At 68.5% G+C, this 18,932-nt stretch carries 18 protein-coding genes and 1 pseudogene; 8 read left to right on the top strand and 11 right to left on the bottom strand.

The window, feature by feature from the left end:
• Positions 1–295 precede the first annotated feature (295 nt).
• The gene (locus tag CFW40_RS32545; protein WP_088801322.1) at positions 296–856 is read left to right on the top strand and encodes a hypothetical protein; all 561 of its coding nucleotides are present in this window, start codon (positions 296–298) and stop codon (positions 854–856) included.
• A gap of 98 nt (positions 857–954) precedes the next feature.
• Here CFW40_RS32545 and CFW40_RS32540 read toward each other — a convergent pair whose 3' ends face one another.
• Together CFW40_RS32540 and CFW40_RS32535 are read right to left on the bottom strand one after the other, a co-directional pair.
• Positions 955–2,145 carry an acyltransferase gene (locus CFW40_RS32540; RefSeq protein WP_088801321.1) on the bottom strand — a complete coding sequence of 397 codons (1,191 nt, stop codon included), beginning with the start codon at positions 2,143–2,145 and terminating at the stop codon, positions 955–957.
• Between the two features lie 852 nt (positions 2,146–2,997).
• The gene (locus CFW40_RS32535; RefSeq protein ID WP_088801320.1) at positions 2,998–3,681 is read right to left on the bottom strand and encodes an HdeD family acid-resistance protein; all 684 of its coding nucleotides are present in this window, start codon (positions 3,679–3,681) and stop codon (positions 2,998–3,000) included.
• Between the two features lie 556 nt (positions 3,682–4,237).
• On the opposite strand from CFW40_RS32535, the gene CFW40_RS32530 reads away from it, so the two are divergent.
• Both CFW40_RS32530 and CFW40_RS32525 read left to right on the top strand, forming a co-directional pair.
• On the top strand, positions 4,238–4,690 hold the full coding sequence (locus CFW40_RS32530; protein ID WP_176960244.1) for a VOC family protein: 453 nt from the start codon (positions 4,238–4,240) through the stop codon (positions 4,688–4,690).
• Positions 4,691–4,860: 170 nt separating this feature from the next.
• Positions 4,861–5,415 (top strand): phosphotransferase, encoded by a 555-nt coding sequence (locus tag CFW40_RS32525; RefSeq protein WP_088801319.1) that lies wholly within the window; start codon positions 4,861–4,863, stop codon positions 5,413–5,415.
• 307 nt (positions 5,416–5,722) lie between these two features.
• On the opposite strand, the gene CFW40_RS32520 is transcribed toward CFW40_RS32525, so the two are convergent.
• Positions 5,723–6,529: an alpha/beta fold hydrolase gene (locus CFW40_RS32520; protein WP_176956307.1), complete on the bottom strand. Its 807-nt coding sequence runs from the start codon at positions 6,527–6,529 to the stop codon at positions 5,723–5,725.
• Between the two features lie 135 nt (positions 6,530–6,664).
• Between CFW40_RS32520 and CFW40_RS32515 the strand changes: the two genes are divergently transcribed.
• Positions 6,665–7,570 carry an AraC family transcriptional regulator gene (locus CFW40_RS32515; protein WP_088801318.1) on the top strand — a complete coding sequence of 302 codons (906 nt, stop codon included), beginning with the start codon at positions 6,665–6,667 and terminating at the stop codon, positions 7,568–7,570.
• 84 nt (positions 7,571–7,654) lie between these two features.
• Here CFW40_RS32515 and CFW40_RS32510 read toward each other — a convergent pair whose 3' ends face one another.
• Positions 7,655–8,260, bottom strand: coding sequence for a YdcF family protein (locus CFW40_RS32510; protein ID WP_088801317.1), 606 nt, complete (start codon positions 8,258–8,260; stop codon positions 7,655–7,657).
• A gap of 36 nt (positions 8,261–8,296) precedes the next feature.
• The gene (locus CFW40_RS32505) at positions 8,297–9,601 is read right to left on the bottom strand and encodes an erythromycin esterase family protein (protein ID WP_176956308.1); all 1,305 of its coding nucleotides are present in this window, start codon (positions 9,599–9,601) and stop codon (positions 8,297–8,299) included.
• A gap of 277 nt (positions 9,602–9,878) precedes the next feature.
• On the opposite strand from CFW40_RS32505, the gene CFW40_RS32500 reads away from it, so the two are divergent.
• Both CFW40_RS32500 and CFW40_RS32495 read left to right on the top strand, forming a co-directional pair.
• Positions 9,879–10,745, top strand: a complete 867-nt coding sequence (locus CFW40_RS32500; protein ID WP_088801316.1) for a helix-turn-helix transcriptional regulator — start codon at positions 9,879–9,881, stop codon at positions 10,743–10,745.
• Between the two features lie 155 nt (positions 10,746–10,900).
• Entirely contained in the window at positions 10,901–11,668 is a 768-nt protein-coding gene (locus tag CFW40_RS32495) for an SDR family NAD(P)-dependent oxidoreductase (protein ID WP_088801315.1), read from the top strand.
• Positions 11,669–11,743: 75 nt separating this feature from the next.
• Here the strand turns inward: CFW40_RS32495 and CFW40_RS32490 are convergent.
• The 4 genes and pseudogenes from CFW40_RS32490 to CFW40_RS32480 form a co-directional block, all read right to left on the bottom strand.
• Positions 11,744–11,980: pseudogene (locus CFW40_RS32490) on the bottom strand (DUF2470 domain-containing protein); the annotation flags it as partial.
• A gap of 112 nt (positions 11,981–12,092) precedes the next feature.
• A complete protein-coding gene (locus tag CFW40_RS32485) occupies positions 12,093–12,968 on the bottom strand; it encodes an alpha/beta fold hydrolase (RefSeq protein WP_218136778.1) in 876 nt (291 codons plus the stop codon).
• Between the two features lie 64 nt (positions 12,969–13,032).
• Positions 13,033–13,203 (bottom strand): hypothetical protein, encoded by a 171-nt coding sequence (locus CFW40_RS37365; protein WP_176956309.1) that lies wholly within the window; start codon positions 13,201–13,203, stop codon positions 13,033–13,035.
• Between the two features lie 492 nt (positions 13,204–13,695).
• Entirely contained in the window at positions 13,696–14,271 is a 576-nt protein-coding gene (locus CFW40_RS32480; RefSeq protein ID WP_088802509.1) for a helix-turn-helix domain-containing protein, read from the bottom strand.
• A gap of 79 nt (positions 14,272–14,350) precedes the next feature.
• On the opposite strand from CFW40_RS32480, the gene CFW40_RS32475 reads away from it, so the two are divergent.
• A complete protein-coding gene (locus CFW40_RS32475; RefSeq protein WP_256331155.1) occupies positions 14,351–15,274 on the top strand; it encodes an alpha/beta fold hydrolase in 924 nt (307 codons plus the stop codon).
• Positions 15,275–15,650: 376 nt separating this feature from the next.
• Positions 15,651–16,436: a hypothetical protein gene (locus CFW40_RS37360; RefSeq protein WP_176956310.1), complete on the top strand. Its 786-nt coding sequence runs from the start codon at positions 15,651–15,653 to the stop codon at positions 16,434–16,436.
• Positions 16,437–16,804: 368 nt separating this feature from the next.
• Here the strand turns inward: CFW40_RS37360 and CFW40_RS32460 are convergent, their stop codons facing one another.
• Entirely contained in the window at positions 16,805–18,031 is a 1,227-nt protein-coding gene (locus tag CFW40_RS32460; protein ID WP_088801312.1) for an HTTM domain-containing protein, read from the bottom strand.
• A complete protein-coding gene (locus CFW40_RS32455; RefSeq protein WP_256331156.1) occupies positions 18,028–18,615 on the bottom strand; it encodes a DUF5819 family protein in 588 nt (195 codons plus the stop codon). Before CFW40_RS32455 ends, CFW40_RS32460 begins: the two co-directional genes overlap by 4 nt.
• Positions 18,616–18,932 lie beyond the last annotated feature (317 nt).

Genomic DNA, 18,932 nt, shown 5'->3' with positions numbered 1-18,932 from the left:
TGCTATCACGGCGTGGACAGGCCCCACACGGCGAGATGGGCGGCCACGTCCGGATTCCATGCCCCCGACCGCAAAGCTGCACAGGATCGACACGAAGAGGGAAGGCACCGACGGAACCCCTGGTCCGCAGGGGTGAGCTCCCCACGCCGCTCGGTCCTCGTGAGGCGGCTCGGGTCGCGGGCCGCCTGTCCGCCGCCGTGCACTACAGCGAGGCGCAGCTGAGCAAGGTCGAACGAGGCATCAAGGCGCCCAGCCAATCTCGCCCGACTGTGCGACGCCGCCCTCCGGGCCGACGGTGCACTGCTCGCCCTGGCCGCCCCATCCGCGACCGTACGGTGGTACCCCCTGGAGGCCTGCGGCGTCGAACCCGTGGTCAACCGTCCGGTGGCTTGCGAAGAACGACGATCAGATCGCCGACATCATCACGACTCAGGACCGGCACGAGACGGCCGAAGGACTGCTCAGAAAGTTCGACCCGCCGGCGAGTTACACAGCGGTCGGACGGTTCTTCTCGCGTACCGGTACGGACGTTGCCACGGTAGCCACCCTGGACTCCGTCCGGGCCCGGCTGCTCGACGCCCGGGCTGCGGACCGTACGCACACCGCCGATGACCTCACCGCCCGGTGGCACGCCCATCTGCAGCATGTTCTACAGGCCGGGCCCGCCACCGGCGACGACCTGCGCGACCTGCTCGCATCCCTGCAGCGGCTCACGAACACCGCGCCGAGCATCCCACGGGCCACCGTGCACAACGACATCAGTGGCGGGACGCAACACGGCCCCGTCATCCAGTCCGGCCGGATCACGGGCCTCACCTTGCACGTCCACCATTCCGCCGGCTCCCCGCAGGACTGAACTCCCGGGCCCTCGGTCCGGGGCAGGCTTCCCTCCCCGTCAGGGGGCGGCGGGGTAGCCGAAAGCCACGGTCCGTCCGCCGTACGGGCACGACAGCGCTACGGAACATGAACTCTCCGGCGCTCGGTTCGATCAGCATGTGGACGGATTTCCGCTTCGGCGCGAACAGGGGGACACGAACGGCCGTGGTCCATCGAGTTTGCCCGCATCTCCTTCATGCTTCTTTTCATTGCGTGCCGTAGTTTTCTGCCGATCGGGCGTTCCACATAGCGATGAATGATCCAGGAGATCACCAGCATGAACACAGTGACCGCCGGAAAGAGCAGCCCTGCTGGAACATGGTGGCGCAGTAGGGCAATAATCGTGAATCCCACATACATGTGTATCAGGTAGAGCGGGTAGGTGAGGTTCCCGGCGGTCGCCAGCCAACTCCATCGCAGCCGGTCGAAGAATCCCAGCGCGATAGCCCCCATCGTCACGAAGGCCATCAGGATCAACAGCCGCGCCGGCCATTCATCCACCACATCCGCTTTCGCGCCGAGATTTGTCACCAAGCGGCCGTGGACGTAGTGCTGGGCGAGCAAGAATGACACGGTCACGATGGCCCACAACAAGGCATTGGGCCTGAAGCGGTGCATGAGATAGAAGGCGATTCCGGCAATGAAGTACGGGGAGTACTGGGAGACCGCCCAGGAGGTGAGCAGTTCGTTATGCGAACCCAGCGAAAAGATTCCGGCCACTGTCCACAGCCCGCAGAAGAGCACGCACCTTCGGTAGGTGACACCACGGAAGATGACGATGGCGAACAGCAAGTAGAATTTCAGCTCCACGAACAGTGTCCAGTAGACGTCATCGAGGTCAGGTACCCCGACTCCTTCTTGGAGCATGGTGAGATTCGTGAGGATATTTTGCCAACTGCCGACACTGCGGACATCCGGGAACGCCGTCAAGACTGCCGCCGTCAGCAGTACCGCGACCCAGTAGGCCGGGTAGAGACGTGAAACCCGAGATGTCACGAAGTCTCCGAGCGAGCGCCCCCAGCCGCTCATGCAGATGACGAATCCGCTGATCAGGAAGAAAACTTCCACGCCGAGCCAGCCGTACTCCGAAAGATGGTACACGGACGACGATATGGCTTCTGGATCTTTCCCCCAGCCATCCCGCAGCGTGATGTAGTGGTACGCCACCACCAGAAACGCGGCCACAAAGCGCAGCCCGTCCAGTGCGTACAGCCTCGGCGGTGGATTCCTCGGAGGAGCGGAGGAATCCTTCGGCGCGGTGCAAGCCATTCCGGTCCTTACAACGGAGCAATGATGTACAGGGCAGAGCCGCGTCGGGATTTCGGGTGCGGCGCAGCCGTACCATCTGGTCGTGCCACGGCGGTGGAGAGAGGTTCTGCCGCCGGACTGACGGCGCGTCGTCCGAGGCTGTACGGCGCTGCCTGCCGGAACAGGCGTGACCAGTGCCGCCAGATGGCCGGGGCAAAGCACAGCGCCGTTGCTGTCACTGCCAGGGTGGGAATCTTCTGGCCGGTGAAAGACATGGAGCACTTTCTGTGGGGGCGGCTATCTCTGCGCGGGCGAGCCGAGCCGCGGCAGATCGTCGTCCTCGCACCCGGCGACCGGAGACGCACGGGCACGCAGCGCTGCAACAGCCCCTCCCGTTGGAGGGGTTACGGGTGGGAGCGATTGCGTGAGGTAAGAGGGAAGGCGCCTGGCCGAGGTTGCTTCGCCGCTGCAACCTCTCCGCTCCTTACATGGCACAGCGTTGCCTCAAGCCCGCTTGTCGGTGGAAGCCGGGCCTCCCTCCTCCCGACCGACTTTCCTACCGTTCACTGCGCCCACAACTCGCCCGAGGTCAGCAGCGGCGGTCGAACCGCCTGGCAGCGGCAGGGAGCCTTGCTCTTTTCTTCGTCCCGGACCCACTCCCCCGTGCCCGCACGTCGCCATCTCCCTTTGGATCTGGCGCCTCGTCACGACCGACGGCCACATGCCCCCGGCGTCGTCGCAGGGTGCGATGCCGGGGAGATGCGGTCGCCAGGTCATCGGAGGTGTCACCACCACGCCGTCTGTGTCTCGTGTCCGGCTGAGGTGGCTGCGTGGATCAGACAGTGCCTCGCTACTCGGCCGGCGCGGCCGTGATCAGTGCTGGGGGTGGGGGCGGGAGTGGAACATGGGGCGTTTCTTGGTGGCGGTGCCCTGGGTGAGGTGGCCGAGTTCGACGCGCATCTTGATAGCGTGGAAGACCTCGACAGCGCCTACGACGATGGCCATGATGCCCACCACCAAGGTCAGTGCGGCGATCGAGCTGAACGGCATCACGATCAGCACGATGCCTGCCAGAGTGGTGATGATTCCCGAGAAGATCTGCCAGCCGCGTGCGGGGATCTCCTCGGCGGAGACCGCCGTGGCGGTCACCATGATGCCGCGCAGCAACCAGCCGAAGCCGATCCACAGCGCGAGCAGCAGAATCGATTCCAGGGTGCCCCGGAAGCAGACCAGGCCCAGCAGGATGAAGAGCGCACCCGCGACGAAATGCAGCACCCGCAGGTGCCGGGGGACGTGTGTGCCGAAGGCACCGGCCAGCTGAAAGGCACCGGCGACCAACAGGTAGATGCCGAAGAGCACGCCGACGACGCGCAGGGTCTGGCTGGGCCAGGCCAGGGCGACGATGCCCAGGGCGATCGCGGCCAGGCCCATGATGAGCAGGAACTGCCAGCCCATGTTCGCCAGGGCGCCCAGGCCACCGGCTTGGGAGACGTCTCTGGGCTCGGTGCCGTGCGGAGGGCTGGTGCCTGCGGAATCGGAATCGGAGGGGTGTGTCATGCCGTCTGCCTCCTCCAGGAAAGAGCACGGTCGGTGGGTTCAGCTCCATCGTCACCCGCCTGGCCCTGTCCCGCCTGGCAGGCGCTCACCGGCCCAGGGGGCGGAAAGGCCCCTTGGGCTCCGGCCGCGCACCCACGGGTTGCAGCGGGCACCGACGCGCGATGACATGGAAGGTGGAGACCGTGGTGGCCGGCTATGAGGGAAGCGCCGCCACGGGCTCCTGGCCCTCGCGGAGTGTCTGTCACCTTGGCCGCATCTCTCTACCGGTGGAGGGTGCCCGCTGCCCATCCCTCCTGCCCGGCTGCCGCTAGTTGCCGCTAGTTGCCGGCGCACGGATTTCCCCGAGTTCCCTGAGGGGTGCCGACGGCGATCGCGGTGTCTCCGTTGACCGGGACGGCCCGACGAGTGCAGAACGGCGCGCTGGACGGCACTGGGCTGTAGAGCGGACCCGAGTCGCAGCGGCGCAGTGGTGTGCTTGCACCGGCGGCGTCGGGATCGGGGAATTGATGACGCGCCGGGTGTCCGGTGTATCGCGGCCGGCGGAGAGAGGCTGAAGATGGGCAACGACGGTATTCCGGCCCCGAGTGAGGGGCTGCTGATGACACATTTCTTGACGGTGCGCGATGTGGCGCGTTCGCGTCGCTTCTACAGCGAGGTGATCGGCGGGCAGGTCGTGCTGGACGAGAATCCTTGCATCGTGAAGCTCGCCAACAGCTGGATCATCATGAATCCGGGCGGCGGGCCCACCCCGGACAAGCCCGATGTGACGCTGGTCCCGCCCGGCGAGCCGCACACCGTCTCCAGCTTCATGAACCTGCGGGTCGCCGATATCGAGGCCTGCTACGCCGAGTGGAGCGCGAAAGGGGCGGAGTTCCTGACTCCGCCGATCGACCGGCGTGCCGAGGTTCGTTGTTACCTCCGCGATCCTGATGGCTATCTGATCGAGGTTGGGCAGGCCACCGGAATGCTGGAAGGCATTTTCGCCCGCACCGACACCAACTCCGGGTAGTGCATCCTCCGTCGATGCCCGGCAGAATCGCAGTTCACAGCTGTGCCGTGGACGGCACGGGGGCCTTCTGCTGCCCTCAGTGGCCCGGCCGGCGCACGTCACATAAGGCCGGGCCAGGGGGCCGGGCCAAGGGGCAGCGAGGCAGTGTGCCGGCGAACAGCCACTGACCGCTGGCGGCGTCAACCACTCGTCCGCAGCGGGCGGACGGCCCGGCCCCGTGGGGCCATGGAGCATCACCCGCCGGTTTCGTTCCGCCTCCGGATGCCCAGTGGTGCCAGCCACCGTGCGAGCCCGCCGAGGTGGTCTGCCACGGTGACCTCGCCCCGTACAACACGGTCTACCGGTACGGGGGCCCCGTTGCGCTTATCGACTTCGACACCGCTCACCCCGGGCCGCGGGTCTGGGACCTTGCCTATGCCGCATACCGGTTCGTGCCACTGACCGGGGCGGACAACCAGGACTTCCGCCTGCCGGTCGCCGAACGGTCTCGTCGGCTGCGGCTGTTCGCCGACGCGTACGCACTCGATCCCACCACCCGAAAAACCCTGCCCCATACCGCGGCCGAACGGCTGGAACACCTCGTGAGACACCTACACGAGCAGGCCGCAGCCGGTGTCGCTGCCTTCGCCCGGCACATTGCCGATGGGCACGACGCGCTCTACCGGGCGGACCGGGCACACATCGTCCGCCACGAGGAAGCGTTCGTGACGGCGCTGCTGCACTGAGCCGAGGCGACCGGCCGAGGCGTTCGGCCGAAGCGTGCAGCCGAGGCGTGCAGCCGACGAATCCGACCGCGGAGGCCCGCCGACGCGTCCCGCGCGGGCCGGCCATGGACGGGCCGGTGGCATACCCACGGCTCCGGTGGCACCGTGGGCGCGCCAGTCGACCGCCGCGTCCGGCTGCCGGCCGCCGCGGTTTCCGGGAAGAGCGCGACTGCCACAACATCGGCGAGGCGTGGCGAGGCCGGCGCCACGCCTGCCAAGAGCAAGACGGCGAGGGTCCTCCTCTTCAAGGACGGTCCTCCTCTCCGTATCAGCAGCCGAGCCCCCCGGCGAAGTCCTCCAGTGCCGCGGCGACTTCGGCGGGAGCCTCCAGAGGCAGCAGGTGACCGCTGGCCGGGACGATCTCGAATCGGGCCTGGGGGACGCTGGGCAGGAGGCAGCGGCGCAGGACGTCCGGCGGTTCGACCTGGTCTCGCTCGCCGGCCAGAACGAGGACGGGGGCCTCGATGGCCCTGGCGGCGTCCGTGACATCCGTGGCGATCCCCCGCAGGGGCCACTCCAGACGCGCGGCTTCGTCGCTGTTCAGACTGTCCCGCACGACGGCGCTGCGGACGGCCCCGGCCAGGGGCGTGGCGGTGAGGACATGGTCGAGCGCCTGCCCGACGGACCGCGCCGAATCGTAGGCGTGGGAGAGGGAATCCCGGTACTCGGCAGTCACGCTCGCGAGCGGCTCCGGCGGCGCGGGAGCCAGCAGGGCCATCCCTGCCAGGCCCGGGGGACGGCGGGCGGCGGCGAGCATGCTCACCTTGCCGCCCATCGAGTGCCCGACGAGGACGAAGGTGCCCAGGCCAAGGCCCTTGACGATGTCGATGAGATCGTCAGCGAGCTCGTCCAGTCGGTACGGTCCGGGCAGCGCCCGCGACGAGCCCCAGCCGCGCTGGTCGAAGCGGACCGTGGCCCGATCAGCCGGGAGCCGTTCCACCACTGCGTCCCACGTACCGGCGGACCCGCCCCAGTAGTGCACGAACACCAGTGTGGGCCCGCTTCCTCTCCGTCGGCGGACCTCTATCGAGCCGTCCGCCACGGGGATGTGGTGTGTTGTGGATACTGTCGTCATGGAGACCTCTGAGCTATATCGCGGAAGGGTACGAAGAACTGCTCCAGCCTGAGTTCACGTCGCTGAGCAGTGGATATGCCCCGAACGCTACAGACGCGCCACAGCGCAGGCCCGGTCGAAAGGTGCGAGCTTCTTGTGGAAAACGGTCAGCTTCCCGGAGTCAGGCAGCTGCGCTACACCCCTGCTCCGGAGGCGCAACTCGATGTCGAGATGCTGAGCTTCGCGCAACTGCGGCTCATGGACCGCAGCCGTCATCGAACCCGTCCTCAGCGTCCGGACTTCCATGTCATGGGCTTGGTGCAGTCGGGCGTGGGACGACACACCGCCGACTTCGTCGATCACCCCCTGCGGGAGCGAACCGTCGTGTGGATACGTCCGGGTGTGGTGCACCGCTGGACCGATGTCGACGATCTGGAAGGCCCCCTCCTGCTCTTCACGCAGGGCTTCCCGCCGGCCCCGGGGCCCGCGGCGCAAGCGGCGGCGGACGTCTTCGGCCCGGCCTGCTGGCAACTGGACGAGGACACCTGGGAACTGGCCATCCGGGCCGCGGACCATCTGCGGCACGAGCACACGGCAGCGGTATCGAATCCGCGACCGGCCTCGGTGCCGCTGCTCGCCCATCTCCTGTCCGCCCTCGTGCTCCGGGTGCTGCCCACCGAGCCGGCCGGTCCCCCGACAGGCACCCCCCACAAACACGAACCCGGGCTCGACCCCGAGCACGCCGTCTTCCGTCGCTACCGGGCCGCGGTCGAGGAACGCTTCGCCCGGCACCACCACGTACGTGACTACGCCTCCGTCCTCGGCTACGACCCGCGCACCCTCACCCGTGCGACCCGCACGGCAACGGGCCTGGGCGCCAAGCAGTTCCTCGACCAACGGATCTTGCTGGAGGCCAAACGGCTGCTCGCACACACCGACCTGCCCGCCGCACGCTGCGCAGAGCGCCTCGGCTTCCATGACGCCGCGAACTTCACCACGTTCTTCCAGCGCCAGGCCGGGCTGTCCCCCAGCCGCTGGCGCCGGCGTCACGACGACCGCTGAGCCCTTTCCCGCCCTCGGATGCAGCACGTCTGCCGGCGTCGGCACAGGATCCACCGTTGGTGACGCCGGCGCGACGGCGGCTGTCTACAGCGTAGCCTTCGCCTTCCGCTCGTCGGCCTTGAGACGGCGGAGCGTCCAAAGGCCGTAGAGAGCCAGCAGCGGTTTGCCGACCAGCCACTCGCCAGGGCGGTAGTCATCCGCGCGCACGAGCCTCTTGGCAAGGTCAGGGCGCTGGCGCCGCAAGTACGCGCGGGCCTTGAGCGCGTGAGCCGGCTGGGAGACGATCTTGATGCGGTCGACGTCCTCAAGCAGCGGGATCACGTTCGTGATGTTCTCCCATGTCGTGCCGCTTTGGTCTTCGAGGAGCACCGTGCCGTCGAACTCGAGCACCGATGTCGCGTAGTCAGCCATCAGCTGGGCCTCCGCGGCGACACTGCTGGTCGCACCGCCGCTGAAGATCACGCGAGTGGCACCCGCGCCGTCGGCGGTGAGGGAGCGGATTCCCGCACGGACGCGCCAGCGGTTGATGAAGTTCGCGGTCGCCTGAGGGTTCCGGTAACCCAACACGACCACCGCCTCGGCAGCGCCCCCGCTGGTCCCCACGAGAGTGCGAGACCAGCGCCAGTTCAACCACTCGCCCCAGGCCAGGGCCGCGGCCCCAGCCATCGCCAGTCCTGTCCTTCGTCGCATGAGGCGACTCTAGGGGGTGTCTCCCCCTAGAGCCCGTCAGAAGTGCACTGTGCGATCCCGAGTGACCGCCGGGACGGCGATCACGGCATCGAAAGCCTCTGGGACCAGGGTGCTCAGGTGGGAGCTCTGGGCCCGGATTCCGTCGAGTAGTGGTGTTCCCTGGGCGTCGCGCGGTGAGTGGCGCAGGTCGGTCAGGGTGATCCGGTCGGCGAGTCCGGCGTCGGTGAGGGCGGCCTCGACGCTGCCGGGCCGGGCAGGCTCAAGACGGGCATCGGCGAGGGTGAACCCGACCGCGGCGCTCTGGTCGGGGTACATCTCCGGCACATGGTCCGCGGTGTGGACGAGGGCCACGGTGCGGTAGTCCTGGCCGAGCGTCCCGTGCAGGTGCCGGCCCATCGGGAGGCAGGTGAGTCCGCCGGCGAACTCCAAGGAGAACGCTGTCTTGTGGATGTGGTTGTTGTGTGCCGCGAGGACGATCCGGGTCCCCGGTTCCGCGCGGTCCAGGTGCCAGCGTACGGATTCGGCCAGGTAGGTCTCACGCACCGACAGGTCCGCTGTCAGGCCCCGGCCGGACAGCAGGGCGTGCATCGCCTGGAACATGTAGTCCGTGTGGCAGGCGGCTTCCACTCGGCGCCGGGCGATGTCGAAGCGGCGCTGGCCGCTGCGGGAGACGTAGAGCGGTTCGGCGGCGCGCAGCCGCAGCAACAGCCGTGCCAGTACGGCAGTCAGTTCGTTCTGCTCGGCCACCGGAAGGCCGGCCCATGCCGGCCCGGCCGCAGCGCCGGAGCCGCAGCCCTTGAGGAACCGGTCGCTCACCTCCAGGATCGTCTCGACGAGGCAGAGCGCGTCGGGGTCCACCTCGCGCAAGTAGTCGGCCACCGGCTCCAGGGCAGGCCGTAGCGCCCCGCCGGCCTCGGGGACGTCGATGCCGGCGAAGCGCAACGGGTGCTTGCTGGTGCGGTTGTGGTGGCGGAGCCAGTGCATGAGGTCCGCGGCGCCCCACTCGGCGGCGGCCCGGCTCACTGTCGCCAGGTCGCCGTCGTCCCCCTCGCCCTGCAGCCACCGGTCGAGGGGGAAGGCCTCGCTGAAGCCGAACTCCATGGCAAAAACGGTGAATCCGCAGCGCTCGGCGAGAAAGCGCAGCACGCGGCGGCGTACGCGGGAGAACTCTTCGACGAAGTGGGCACCCTCACCGATCGCGACAACGCGGGCATCGCCGATGATCTCCCGGAGCCCTTCGAGATCGTCGAGTGGCTGCTCCGGATCAAGGGTGGTCAGGAGGGTGGAGTGGGCGCGAAACCAATCGGCGAGCACGGTGGAGGCGGAAGGCTCAACAGGCACGGCTACAGCTCATTTCTCGGCTTGGAGTTCAGGACACAGCGGCTCGTCCGCCCGCGGCGGACGAGCGACGTGACGATGCGCAGACGCAGCCGGCGCCGGGCCACCGGCCGGCGGCGCGCCGCATCCGTCGATGAACCCCGTCAGAGAAAGTTGCTGAAGATTGCCACGACCGAAAGCTAGCAGCCGTGTCGTACACCCGCATGCGAATAATCCGGCGCTGCGCACCACTCAACGTCCGACGAGCAGGCCGTACGGAACGGCGGCTTACCATGGCCGCATGGAGGTCTCAAAGCTTTCCGCCGAGGCGCGGCAGCGGCGTAGTGCGGAGATACGGGCGTTTCTGCGCTCACGGCGGGCGCGGCTGACGCCTGCGGACGTGGGCATGGCGGCCGGGACCGGGCGCCGTACGCCGGGGCTGCGGCGCGAGGAGGTCGCGGTCCTCGCCGGGGTGGGGGTCTCCTGGTACACGTGGTTGGAGCAGGGGCGCGACATCAAGGTGTCGGCCGAGGTACTGGACGCCGTCTCCCGCGTGCTGCGGCTGGACGCCGCCGAGCGTGAGCACCTGTATCTGCTGGCCGGGCTGAATCCTCCGCAGGCCGCGCCCGCGGACCGCGCCGTACCGGTCGGGATCCGCCGGGTCATCGACGGCTGGCTGCCGCGACCCGCGTACGTCATCGACCGGCACTGGAAACTGGTTGCCGTCAACCGGGCTGCCCGACTCGTCTTCGGTTACGGAGAACTTGACCACAGCTGCCTGGTCAGCTTCTTCACCAGTGCGCACTTCCGGTCCGTGCTGTGTGGGTGGGCGGACGCGGCGCGGCAGATCGTCGGCCAGTTCCGGGCGGATGCCGCGCGCTATCCGGACGATCCGGAGTTCGGGCGGCTCGCGGAGGACATGTGTGCCGCCAGTCCCACCTTTGCCACCGTCTGGGCCGAACACCCGGTGGGCGCGGCGACCGAGGGCCTCAAGTCGCTGGTGCACCCCGCCGCGGGGGAGTTGACGTTCCACTACACGATGCTGCCCGTCTCCGATCTGCCCGGCGCCCGGCTGCTGCTGTACACCCCTGCGGAGGGGACACCGACCGAGGCCCGGATGGTCGGTTTGCTGGATGCGGGGGAACGGGCCGCGCTCCCTGCCTCGTAGGCCTTTGCCCGGAGGGCAGGGGCCCCGGACGCACGGTGGCCCGGCCCTCGGCCCAGCCGCCGGCGGGTCGCCCGCTCCCGCCTGAGGGTGGTGGTGACAGACCCAGGTTCAAGTGACACTGCCGGAGCGGTTCGCGCCGCGTCAGGATCGTGGGCATGCAGCGATTCACGAACAAGACAGCACTGATCACCGGCGGCACCAGCGGGATGGGATTCGCCACGGCGCGGCGGCTCCTGGACGAGGGGGCGTACGTCGTCATCACCGGCCGCGACCAGGCGCGCCTCGACGCGGCGGTCGCCCGGCTCGACGCGGTGGAGGGCCGCGTGCTGGCCGTGCGGGCCGACGCCGCCTCCCCGGCTGAACTCGACGCGCTGATGCGCCGTATCGAGACCTGGCGTGGCACGCTCGATGCCGTCTTCGCCAACGCCGGGACCGGCATCTTCAAGCCGACCGCCGAGATCACCGAGGACGACTTCGACCGCACCGTGAACGTCAACTTCAAGGGCGTCTTCTTCACCGTTCAGAAGGCGTTGCGGCTGATGCCGCGCGGTGGCGCCGTCGTCATCAACGCCTCTTGGACCCTGTACCGGGGGCTGCCCATCGCCTCGGTCTACTCCGCCAGCAAGGCGGCGGTCCACAACCTCGCCCGCACCATGGGATCCGATCTGGCCGCTCGCGGTATCCGCGTCAACTCCGTCAGCCCCGGCTACATCGACACGCCGATGTGGCGCGAGGCCAACACCGACCCGGGCGCCGAAGCCCGCAACTCCGCCGAGGTGGCGCTGGGGTCACTCGGCCACCCGGACGAGGTCGCCGCGGCCGTGGCTTTCCTTGCTTCCGAGGACGCCGCGTACATCACCGGCCAGGATCTGGTCGTCGACGGCGGGCTCGTCGGCTCCGTGCCGGCCGCCTCGTCGACGTGAACCCTGGCCGGGGGCTGTGCGCCGCCCGGCGGATCAGGTCAGCAGATGGCCGGGGTGGGAGAAGCGGCGCGCCGTGGCCAGGAGGGCGTGGAGGCTGACAGAGGCGCGTTCCCGGGAGTCTTCGAGGACCGCCTGGCCGAACTCCATGCAGGTGCTCTTCGTGGCCTCCGCGCTGTACGGGGCTGCCGGCAGCCCGGTCACCGTGACGCGGGCACGTACACGGTCCCGTACGGGTGCGGGGGCGATATCGGTGAGCTCCAATGTCACCGGGACCCGCGTCGCCAAACGGGGGCTGTAGACCCCTCCCTTGGGCCGAACCACCTTCGGCCCAGCCCGCAGGTCACGGGCCCCGGGCGCTGGGCGTTCTCGCCTTGCGGGCAATGCGTTCGCACGGGCGTCCCGCCGGCCATCGACGTGCGGCTTGCTAGTGGTCGCCGGCGGCCCTCTCCAGGAGCGAGGTGAGGATCGGTTCAGCGTGTGTCCACAGCAGTGCGCCGCCGGCTCCTAGTACGACACGGTGATGAGCACGGGGTATACGGGTGGCGAGCAGTGCTCCGTTGTCGGGCGAGTGGCTGGTGTCCCGTTCGCCGTACCAGAGGTCGACCGGGACCGTGATCTCGTCGAGGGCGAAGGGCCACCGCTTCATGGCCAGGACCGTGTCCCGGGCGTAACCGGCCGCTCCTTGCCCGAAACCCTCGTCCAGGGCCCTGCGGTAGGCGGCCAGGAAATCGCCGTCCTGGTACACGGCAAGGTCGCACGCAGGGCTCCCGGCCATGACCATGCGCCACATCGCCTCCGCGCTGAAGCCTGCGAAGAACGCCTCGGCGCCGGCCGGGTCGCCCGCGGTCCGTTCAACGAGGCCCCGCAGATCAGCCGGCAGGGCGGCAGCGAACTCCGGCGCGGCGACCTCGTCCGCGCCGGAGACGACCGCCAGTGCCGAGGCGACACCCTCCACAGCGCAGGCGAGAGCGAACGGCGCCCCTTGCGAGTTCCCCACCACGGCCGGGCACCCCAGCCCTCGCAGCTCGACGAGTTGCCGGATGTCGTCGGCGAAATCGGAGAAGGTTCGGCCGTGGTCAGGGCTGGAGGCACCGAGCCCCGGGCGGTCCACAGAGACGAGCCGCACCCCAAGTGCTTCAACGGCACCCGCACCGAAACCCAGCCACCGGCTCGTGCCCGCTCCCGGACACAACAACACGGGCACCCCGTCCGGCGGCCCCCACTCGGCCCACCCCAGCAACCGGCCATCGGAAAGACGGCTCTCACCGACCCGGGCGGGATCATCGACGTATATGGCCATGATCACCATCATGGCCCGACAACTGGAAACTCCTCAATGGTTTTTCGCCATCAGCAATGAGCCGTCAGTACTCGGCACGGGACGTGGCAGGCTCATCGGGATCGTCCTCCAAGTCGTCTTCGGGGAAGCCGTTCCCGTAGACCGGCTCGATGAAAACGTTGCGATAGTCGGGCTTCGCGGGGCGCGGGAGCGGGTCAGCGAGATCGTGGTGCGGCTGCGGTGTCATGGAGGGCATGAGGTTCCTTGGTGTTCTACGCCGCAAGCGGCGGTCGGTTGGTGGGGGTCGCAGGTCAGAGCCGGCGTCGACGAACTGTGGATGCGGTGCGCTGTGGTGCGGTGTGGCGTGGTCCGGTGGAGGCCTGCCATGACGTCGGGGGCCGATGCCTCCCCCTCCCGCTCTCGGCGGGGTTCAACTCCGTCGGTACAGCCGTGGAGATGATGCGGCGGAGCCCGTCCGGTGCGGTGTCGTAACAGGTGTCAGTGCCGGCGAAGGACTGCGAATCGTGCCGGAGCCTCGATTCGTTGATCATGATACGTGTAGCGGCCCGGCAGCTCTTGCCGGGCGACGCATGGGGGCGGCCCCAGCACTCCGCACGAGCGGAGGCGCAGCCTGACCGTCGCCGCACTGGATCATGACCTTACTCAGACTCCCGCCGGGCTCAGCAATGGAGCACTCGGAGCGCCCAGAGCCGTCAAAGAAGGCCGCGCGCAAAAAGCAAGCTGGGCCTCAGGGCTCAGCGTCAGGTTCCGCCTGCTCGCCAGGTGAACGCGGGGACGGCGCCTCGGCGGGGAACACGATCGGGCTGAGCAGATGCCGTGTGCGTTCCGGTGAGGGATCATGGCCCATCCGCGGCACGATCACGTCGCGCAGGTCACCGATCAGCTCAGCCAGCTCATCCTGGCTGAGCCAGAGCGCATGCTGGCGGAATCCCACCGAGTCGGCGGACGGGTCGGCGCCGTCCCGCTCGAGGTAGGCATTGAACTCGGCCAGCAGCGTGGCCATGGCCACCGCGAAGCCCCGGCGGTAGTCCTCCAACGACATGGCCGCAACAGCGTCCGCATCGATCACCGCTCGGGCGCGATGGAGCCGGTAGCGGCGTTCAACGGAGCCACGCACCCGCTGTTCACTCTCCACCCCCAGCAGACCGCCGTCGGCCAGGAGTCCGACGTGCCGGTAGACCGTGGCCTTCGATACGTCGGGGAGGAGAGCGCACAGCTCGGTGGTCGTACGCGTCCGCCCGTCGTACATGGCATGCACGATGCGCAACCGCACCGGGTGCAGGAGCAGATCAACCGTGTCCATGGACACATGATCTCACCTTCGATACCTTTCTCAAACTTGAGAACAACAACCCCTGGAAGAACAGGTAGGGAAACAGCCCATGACGCGCTTATCGCCCGCGGACCGGCCCGAATCCGCCCTCCCCCAGCCGCCGTTGGGGCGCCTGTACGACGTCGGGGGCCGGCGGCTGATGCTGCACCGTTCCGGTAGCGGCGGCCCGACCGTGGTCTTCCTGCCGGGGGCCGGGCTGGTCGGCCTGGACTATCTGAACACCCACAACCGGGTGGCCGAACTGACCACCAGCGTGCTCTACGACCGCGCCGGCACCGGCTGGAGCGAAGAGGTCGAGCTGCCCCGCAGCGCCGCCGAGGTCACCGGCGAACTCCGCGACCTGCTGCGCACCGCCGGCGTCCCCACCCCCTACGTACTGGTCGGCCACTCCCTGGGAGGGGCCTACGCGCGCCGCTACGCGCAGCGCTTCCCCGACGAGGTGGCGGGCCTGCTCCTGTTGGACCCCTTCCACGAAGACCTCCTCGACCACGCACCCCAGGAGGTACGGGAGAAGCTGGAACAGCTGCACCAGCAGGACCTGCCGGAGGCCACGCATGAGCAGCTCCAGCAGGCCCGGGACTGGGCGACACCGTTCTTCGCGAAGTGGCCTGCCTCCGTCCGCCAGGCGCTCGTCGAACACCACCTCGCCACGTGGAAGACCGGGCTTTACGAGGCCCGGAACGTCTACGACGACGTCGCACACGAGCTCCGGCACGCGCCCGGCCTCCCCGACGTACCGCTGATCGCGCTCACCGTCCTGGGGTACGACGCCACGCAGGCCCAGCTGTGGTCCGAGGAAGCGCTGCGGGAGAACAACAACATCAAGACCACCCTGCACAAGCGCCTTGCCGCATCCGTCCCCCGCGGTGAGCACCGCACCCTCGACGATGCCGGGCACGGCTGGCTCCACGAGGAGCAGCCGGAGTCCGTATTGCAGGCAATCACCGACCTACTCCGCACAGCGGCCGTATGACGGGCCGGGGCGCCAGCCAGCGGCCGGCGGCCGGCGGCCAGCGGCCAGCGGCCAGCGAGGAAACCCACGGTGACACCATCGACACAGCGCGCTACCACAGCAGCATGATGCTGCAGCGCAGCGGCCGAATGCCGCACCACGACGGCCACCGTCGTCCAGGACAGCGGACGCCCCGGGCCACGCCACGGCCGAGTGGCGAACCGGGATTCAGGGCGTGCGGCTCGCCCGAGACGGTCCCGGCGGCCGGGAAGCCCGGACTCCCGCGGCTTGCCCTGCCGGCGTCACGCGGGAGTCACGTCAGTTCCACGCCACGGTCATGGCCGACCTTCCACGCTGCAACAGATATGCCCAGCTCCTCAAGACAAGGGGAAGCATCATGACGAATCTCCGGAAACGGCTTCCGCACGTGATCGGCGCCTCGCTCCTGGCCGCGGCGCTCACCGGCACAATGGGCGCCATGAGCGCCGTGGGCGCTGAAGCGACGCCCACGAAGGCAACAACGTCGAAGTCGGCACCGGATGTCAGGTGCCGGTTGGTCCTCAACAAGAAGACCGGCAGGTTCTTCCTGTTCCCGAGGGGATGCAGGGTCGTCGGCGGTGGAACCACCGGCGCCACCACAACAGGAGCCACCATCGGTGGACGGACCGGAGGAGTCACCACCGGCGCCACCACAACAGGTGCGACCACCACCACAACCGGCGCCACCAGCACCACCGGCGCCACCACTACCGGCGCAACCACCAGCACCACCGGCGCCACCAGCACCACCGGCGCCACCACCACGGGCGCCACGATAGGCGGAGGCGTTGGCGGGACCACCGGTGCCACCACCACCGGCGCCACCATCGGCGGAGGCGTTGGCGGGACCACCGGCGCCACCACCACCGGCGCCACCATCGGCGGCGTACTCGGCGGCACCACCGGCGCCACCACCACCGGCGCCACGATAGGCGGAGGCGTTGGCGGGACCACCGGTGCCACCACCACGGGCGCCACCATCGGCGGAGGCGTTGGCGGGACCACCGGTGCCACCACCACCGGCGCCACCATCGGCGGAGGCGTGGGCGGGACCACCGGCGCCACCACCACCGGCGCCACCATCGGCGGCGTACTCGGCGGCACCACCGGCGCCACCACCACCGGCGCCACCACCGGCCGCTGAGGCAACAGCCGTAGGAGTGGCGGCACCACCGGCGCCGCCACCGGCTGGGGCGAGCGACGCGCAGCGCAGAGCTCTGGGCTCCTGCCGAGGGGCGGACGCGATCTCGCGATCTCCCTGCTCTGCGCGCGCAGTCGACAGGCGATGTGAACCCTGAGGTCTCTTCGGCGGATCGCCCCCACCACGGGCCCGATCCCGCCGGGGGGACGTTCGCCGTGTCCTGAGGGGAACGAACGGTGTGCCTCACCCCGGACAGCGCGTCAGTTGGTCACCCGGACAGCGCGTCAGTTTGGTGAAAGAGTTCGGTCATCGGGTCACACCCGGGTCTTCGCCTCGCACACCGGCCTTCGCCTCACACGCCGGCCATGGCTTCACACACGGGCCTTCACTCCGGTGACCTGTGGTTCCTTGTCGCGGCGAAGTGGGCGGGTGATGCGCTTCCGCGTGGACGAGACCCTTGACCCGATCCAGCGCAGGAAGTTGGTCGGAAGGAAGACCATGTCCGCGACGACCATCGCCAGTGAGAAGAACGGCAAGCCGCAGATCACCGCGATCGTCGCGTGTTCGGTCATCAGGACCGCGAGCAGTACGTTCTTCACCCGGCGGTTGAGGAGGGTGAAGGGGAAGGCGACCTGCGCGATGACAGTGCCGTAGGTGATCAGCGTGACGATCACGGAGCCGCTGTCGAGCGCCTGGGACAGCGGAGTCCAGGGGCTGAAGTAGTTCAGATGAAGGGGGTAGTGGAGGGCGGTTCCGTCCTGCCAGCGCGGGCCCTGGATCTTGTACCAGCCGGCCGTGGCGTAGAGCAGACACACCTGGGCGGCGATCACAAACATCGCCGAGTTGTGGACGAGGTTGGCGGTGACGTCCAATACCCCTCGTACCTCGGAGAAGCGGCTCCGCCCTGCCCAGTACCACAGGGCCTGGATCAGCCACATCCCCCAGAAGATCAGAATCCACCCCCACGGGAGCTGCGCGAATCCCGTGATCTGCGCGAGGGCGAGGCCCAGTCCACAGAGACCCCACAGGGCCACGCCCACCGGATTCCTGTCCTCCTCGCCCAACGCCGCCGCGCGCGCCCGGCGTCGTGCGTCCAGCGACCAAACCTGCCCGCAGCGCGTCAGCACCAGATAACTCGCGATCAGGTGGATGAGGGTGTCGCCACCGTCGCCCAGCAGGACGTTGCGGTTCAGAAGCGACAACACCCCGATCATGAACAGCAGCGATGTCGTGCGGGTGTGCCACCCGACGAACAGCAGCAGACACGCGAGGATCGTCCCGTGGTAGACCAGCTCGAACCACAGCCTGTCGCTCGACCACAGCAGCACCGTGAACGCGTGGTTCGAGGCGACGAGGCGATGAGCCAGGTCCAGCCCCCACGGGCTGGTGGTGCCGTAGAGCTCCTGGCGGTGCGGCCACTCGCGGAGGAGGTAGAGGCCGAAGGTCAGCGCGAAGCCGATCCGGACCACCGCGGCCTGGTAGGGCGCCAGCGTCAGCCCTGTGATCTTGTTCAGCCCTCTGGCGATGGCCCGGTCGAGCTTTGTGGCAAAGTCCTTGAAAGGGGAAGGTGCCCGGGCGGTGTCTTTCTCGACGCTCACTGGAACTCCTTCTTGGAGACCGGCCACCACGGAAGCACCTGGTAGGTCGTCTGGGTGCTCACGCGCTCAGTACTCCACTTCGGCGGGATAATCGGGGTGTTCGACGCGTAGATCTGCACCTTGACCACCTGGCCGCCGTCGACACGGGGCCCGATCCGGTGTGCGGCGATCCGGCGTACATAGGCCTCGGAGAGCTCACCCCGGAGGCCGACCGGCCGCCCCTTGACGTCGTGTGTCCTGTTGTAGAAGTCCCAGGCCTGTCGAAGCAGGTTCTGGTGCGCGTGGCTGGGTGCGGGATTGCCCCTGATCGCTTTGATGTCCTGGGCGGTCAGGCCCACCCAGTTCGTCAAACGCCGGGAGCCGTCGGCGAATTTGACCTCGGCGCGCGCGTTCACGGCGATGTTCTGCTGGAGCGGATTCGGGGCGAAGAGCTGCCAGTTCTGGTCGAACTCCGGATAGACCCAGCCGTTGACCAGCCCGGCGTACTGCCTGCTGAGGGCGTTCGACGGGGCGACGAACAGGAACAGCAGGACCACGTGGAGTGTGACGACGATCGCCAACACCGCGATGGTTCCCGCGATCATGATCCTCGACAGCAGCGACCAGGACCCGTTGGGCGCAGGCGGCAGCGCACGGGGGGTGGTTGACGCACTCGGCGCAGGGCCTCCGTCGGCGCTTTCCGAACCGGTCTCGACCGAGGCTGTCTCGCGTGGCTCCACAATGCTCCCTCGGTCGCAGGTTCCGGACATTCGGCGGATTCACTGGCGGATCACCTGGTCTTTCATTCGGATCACCGCGTCTGAATGAGAATAAATGCACGGATTGCCGTACAAACACTCTATTGAGCCGAATGGTTGATGGGACGTTCCCCTGCAGGCGAGCACGTACGCGAAGGCACCGA

This window comes from Streptomyces sp. 2114.4 (genome assembly GCF_900187385.1).
In the GTDB taxonomy this organism is placed as follows: domain Bacteria; phylum Actinomycetota; class Actinomycetes; order Streptomycetales; family Streptomycetaceae; genus Streptomyces; species Streptomyces mooreae.
Note: the sequence above shows the minus strand (reverse complement) of the source record. Positions and strands in the feature narration are given on the sequence as shown.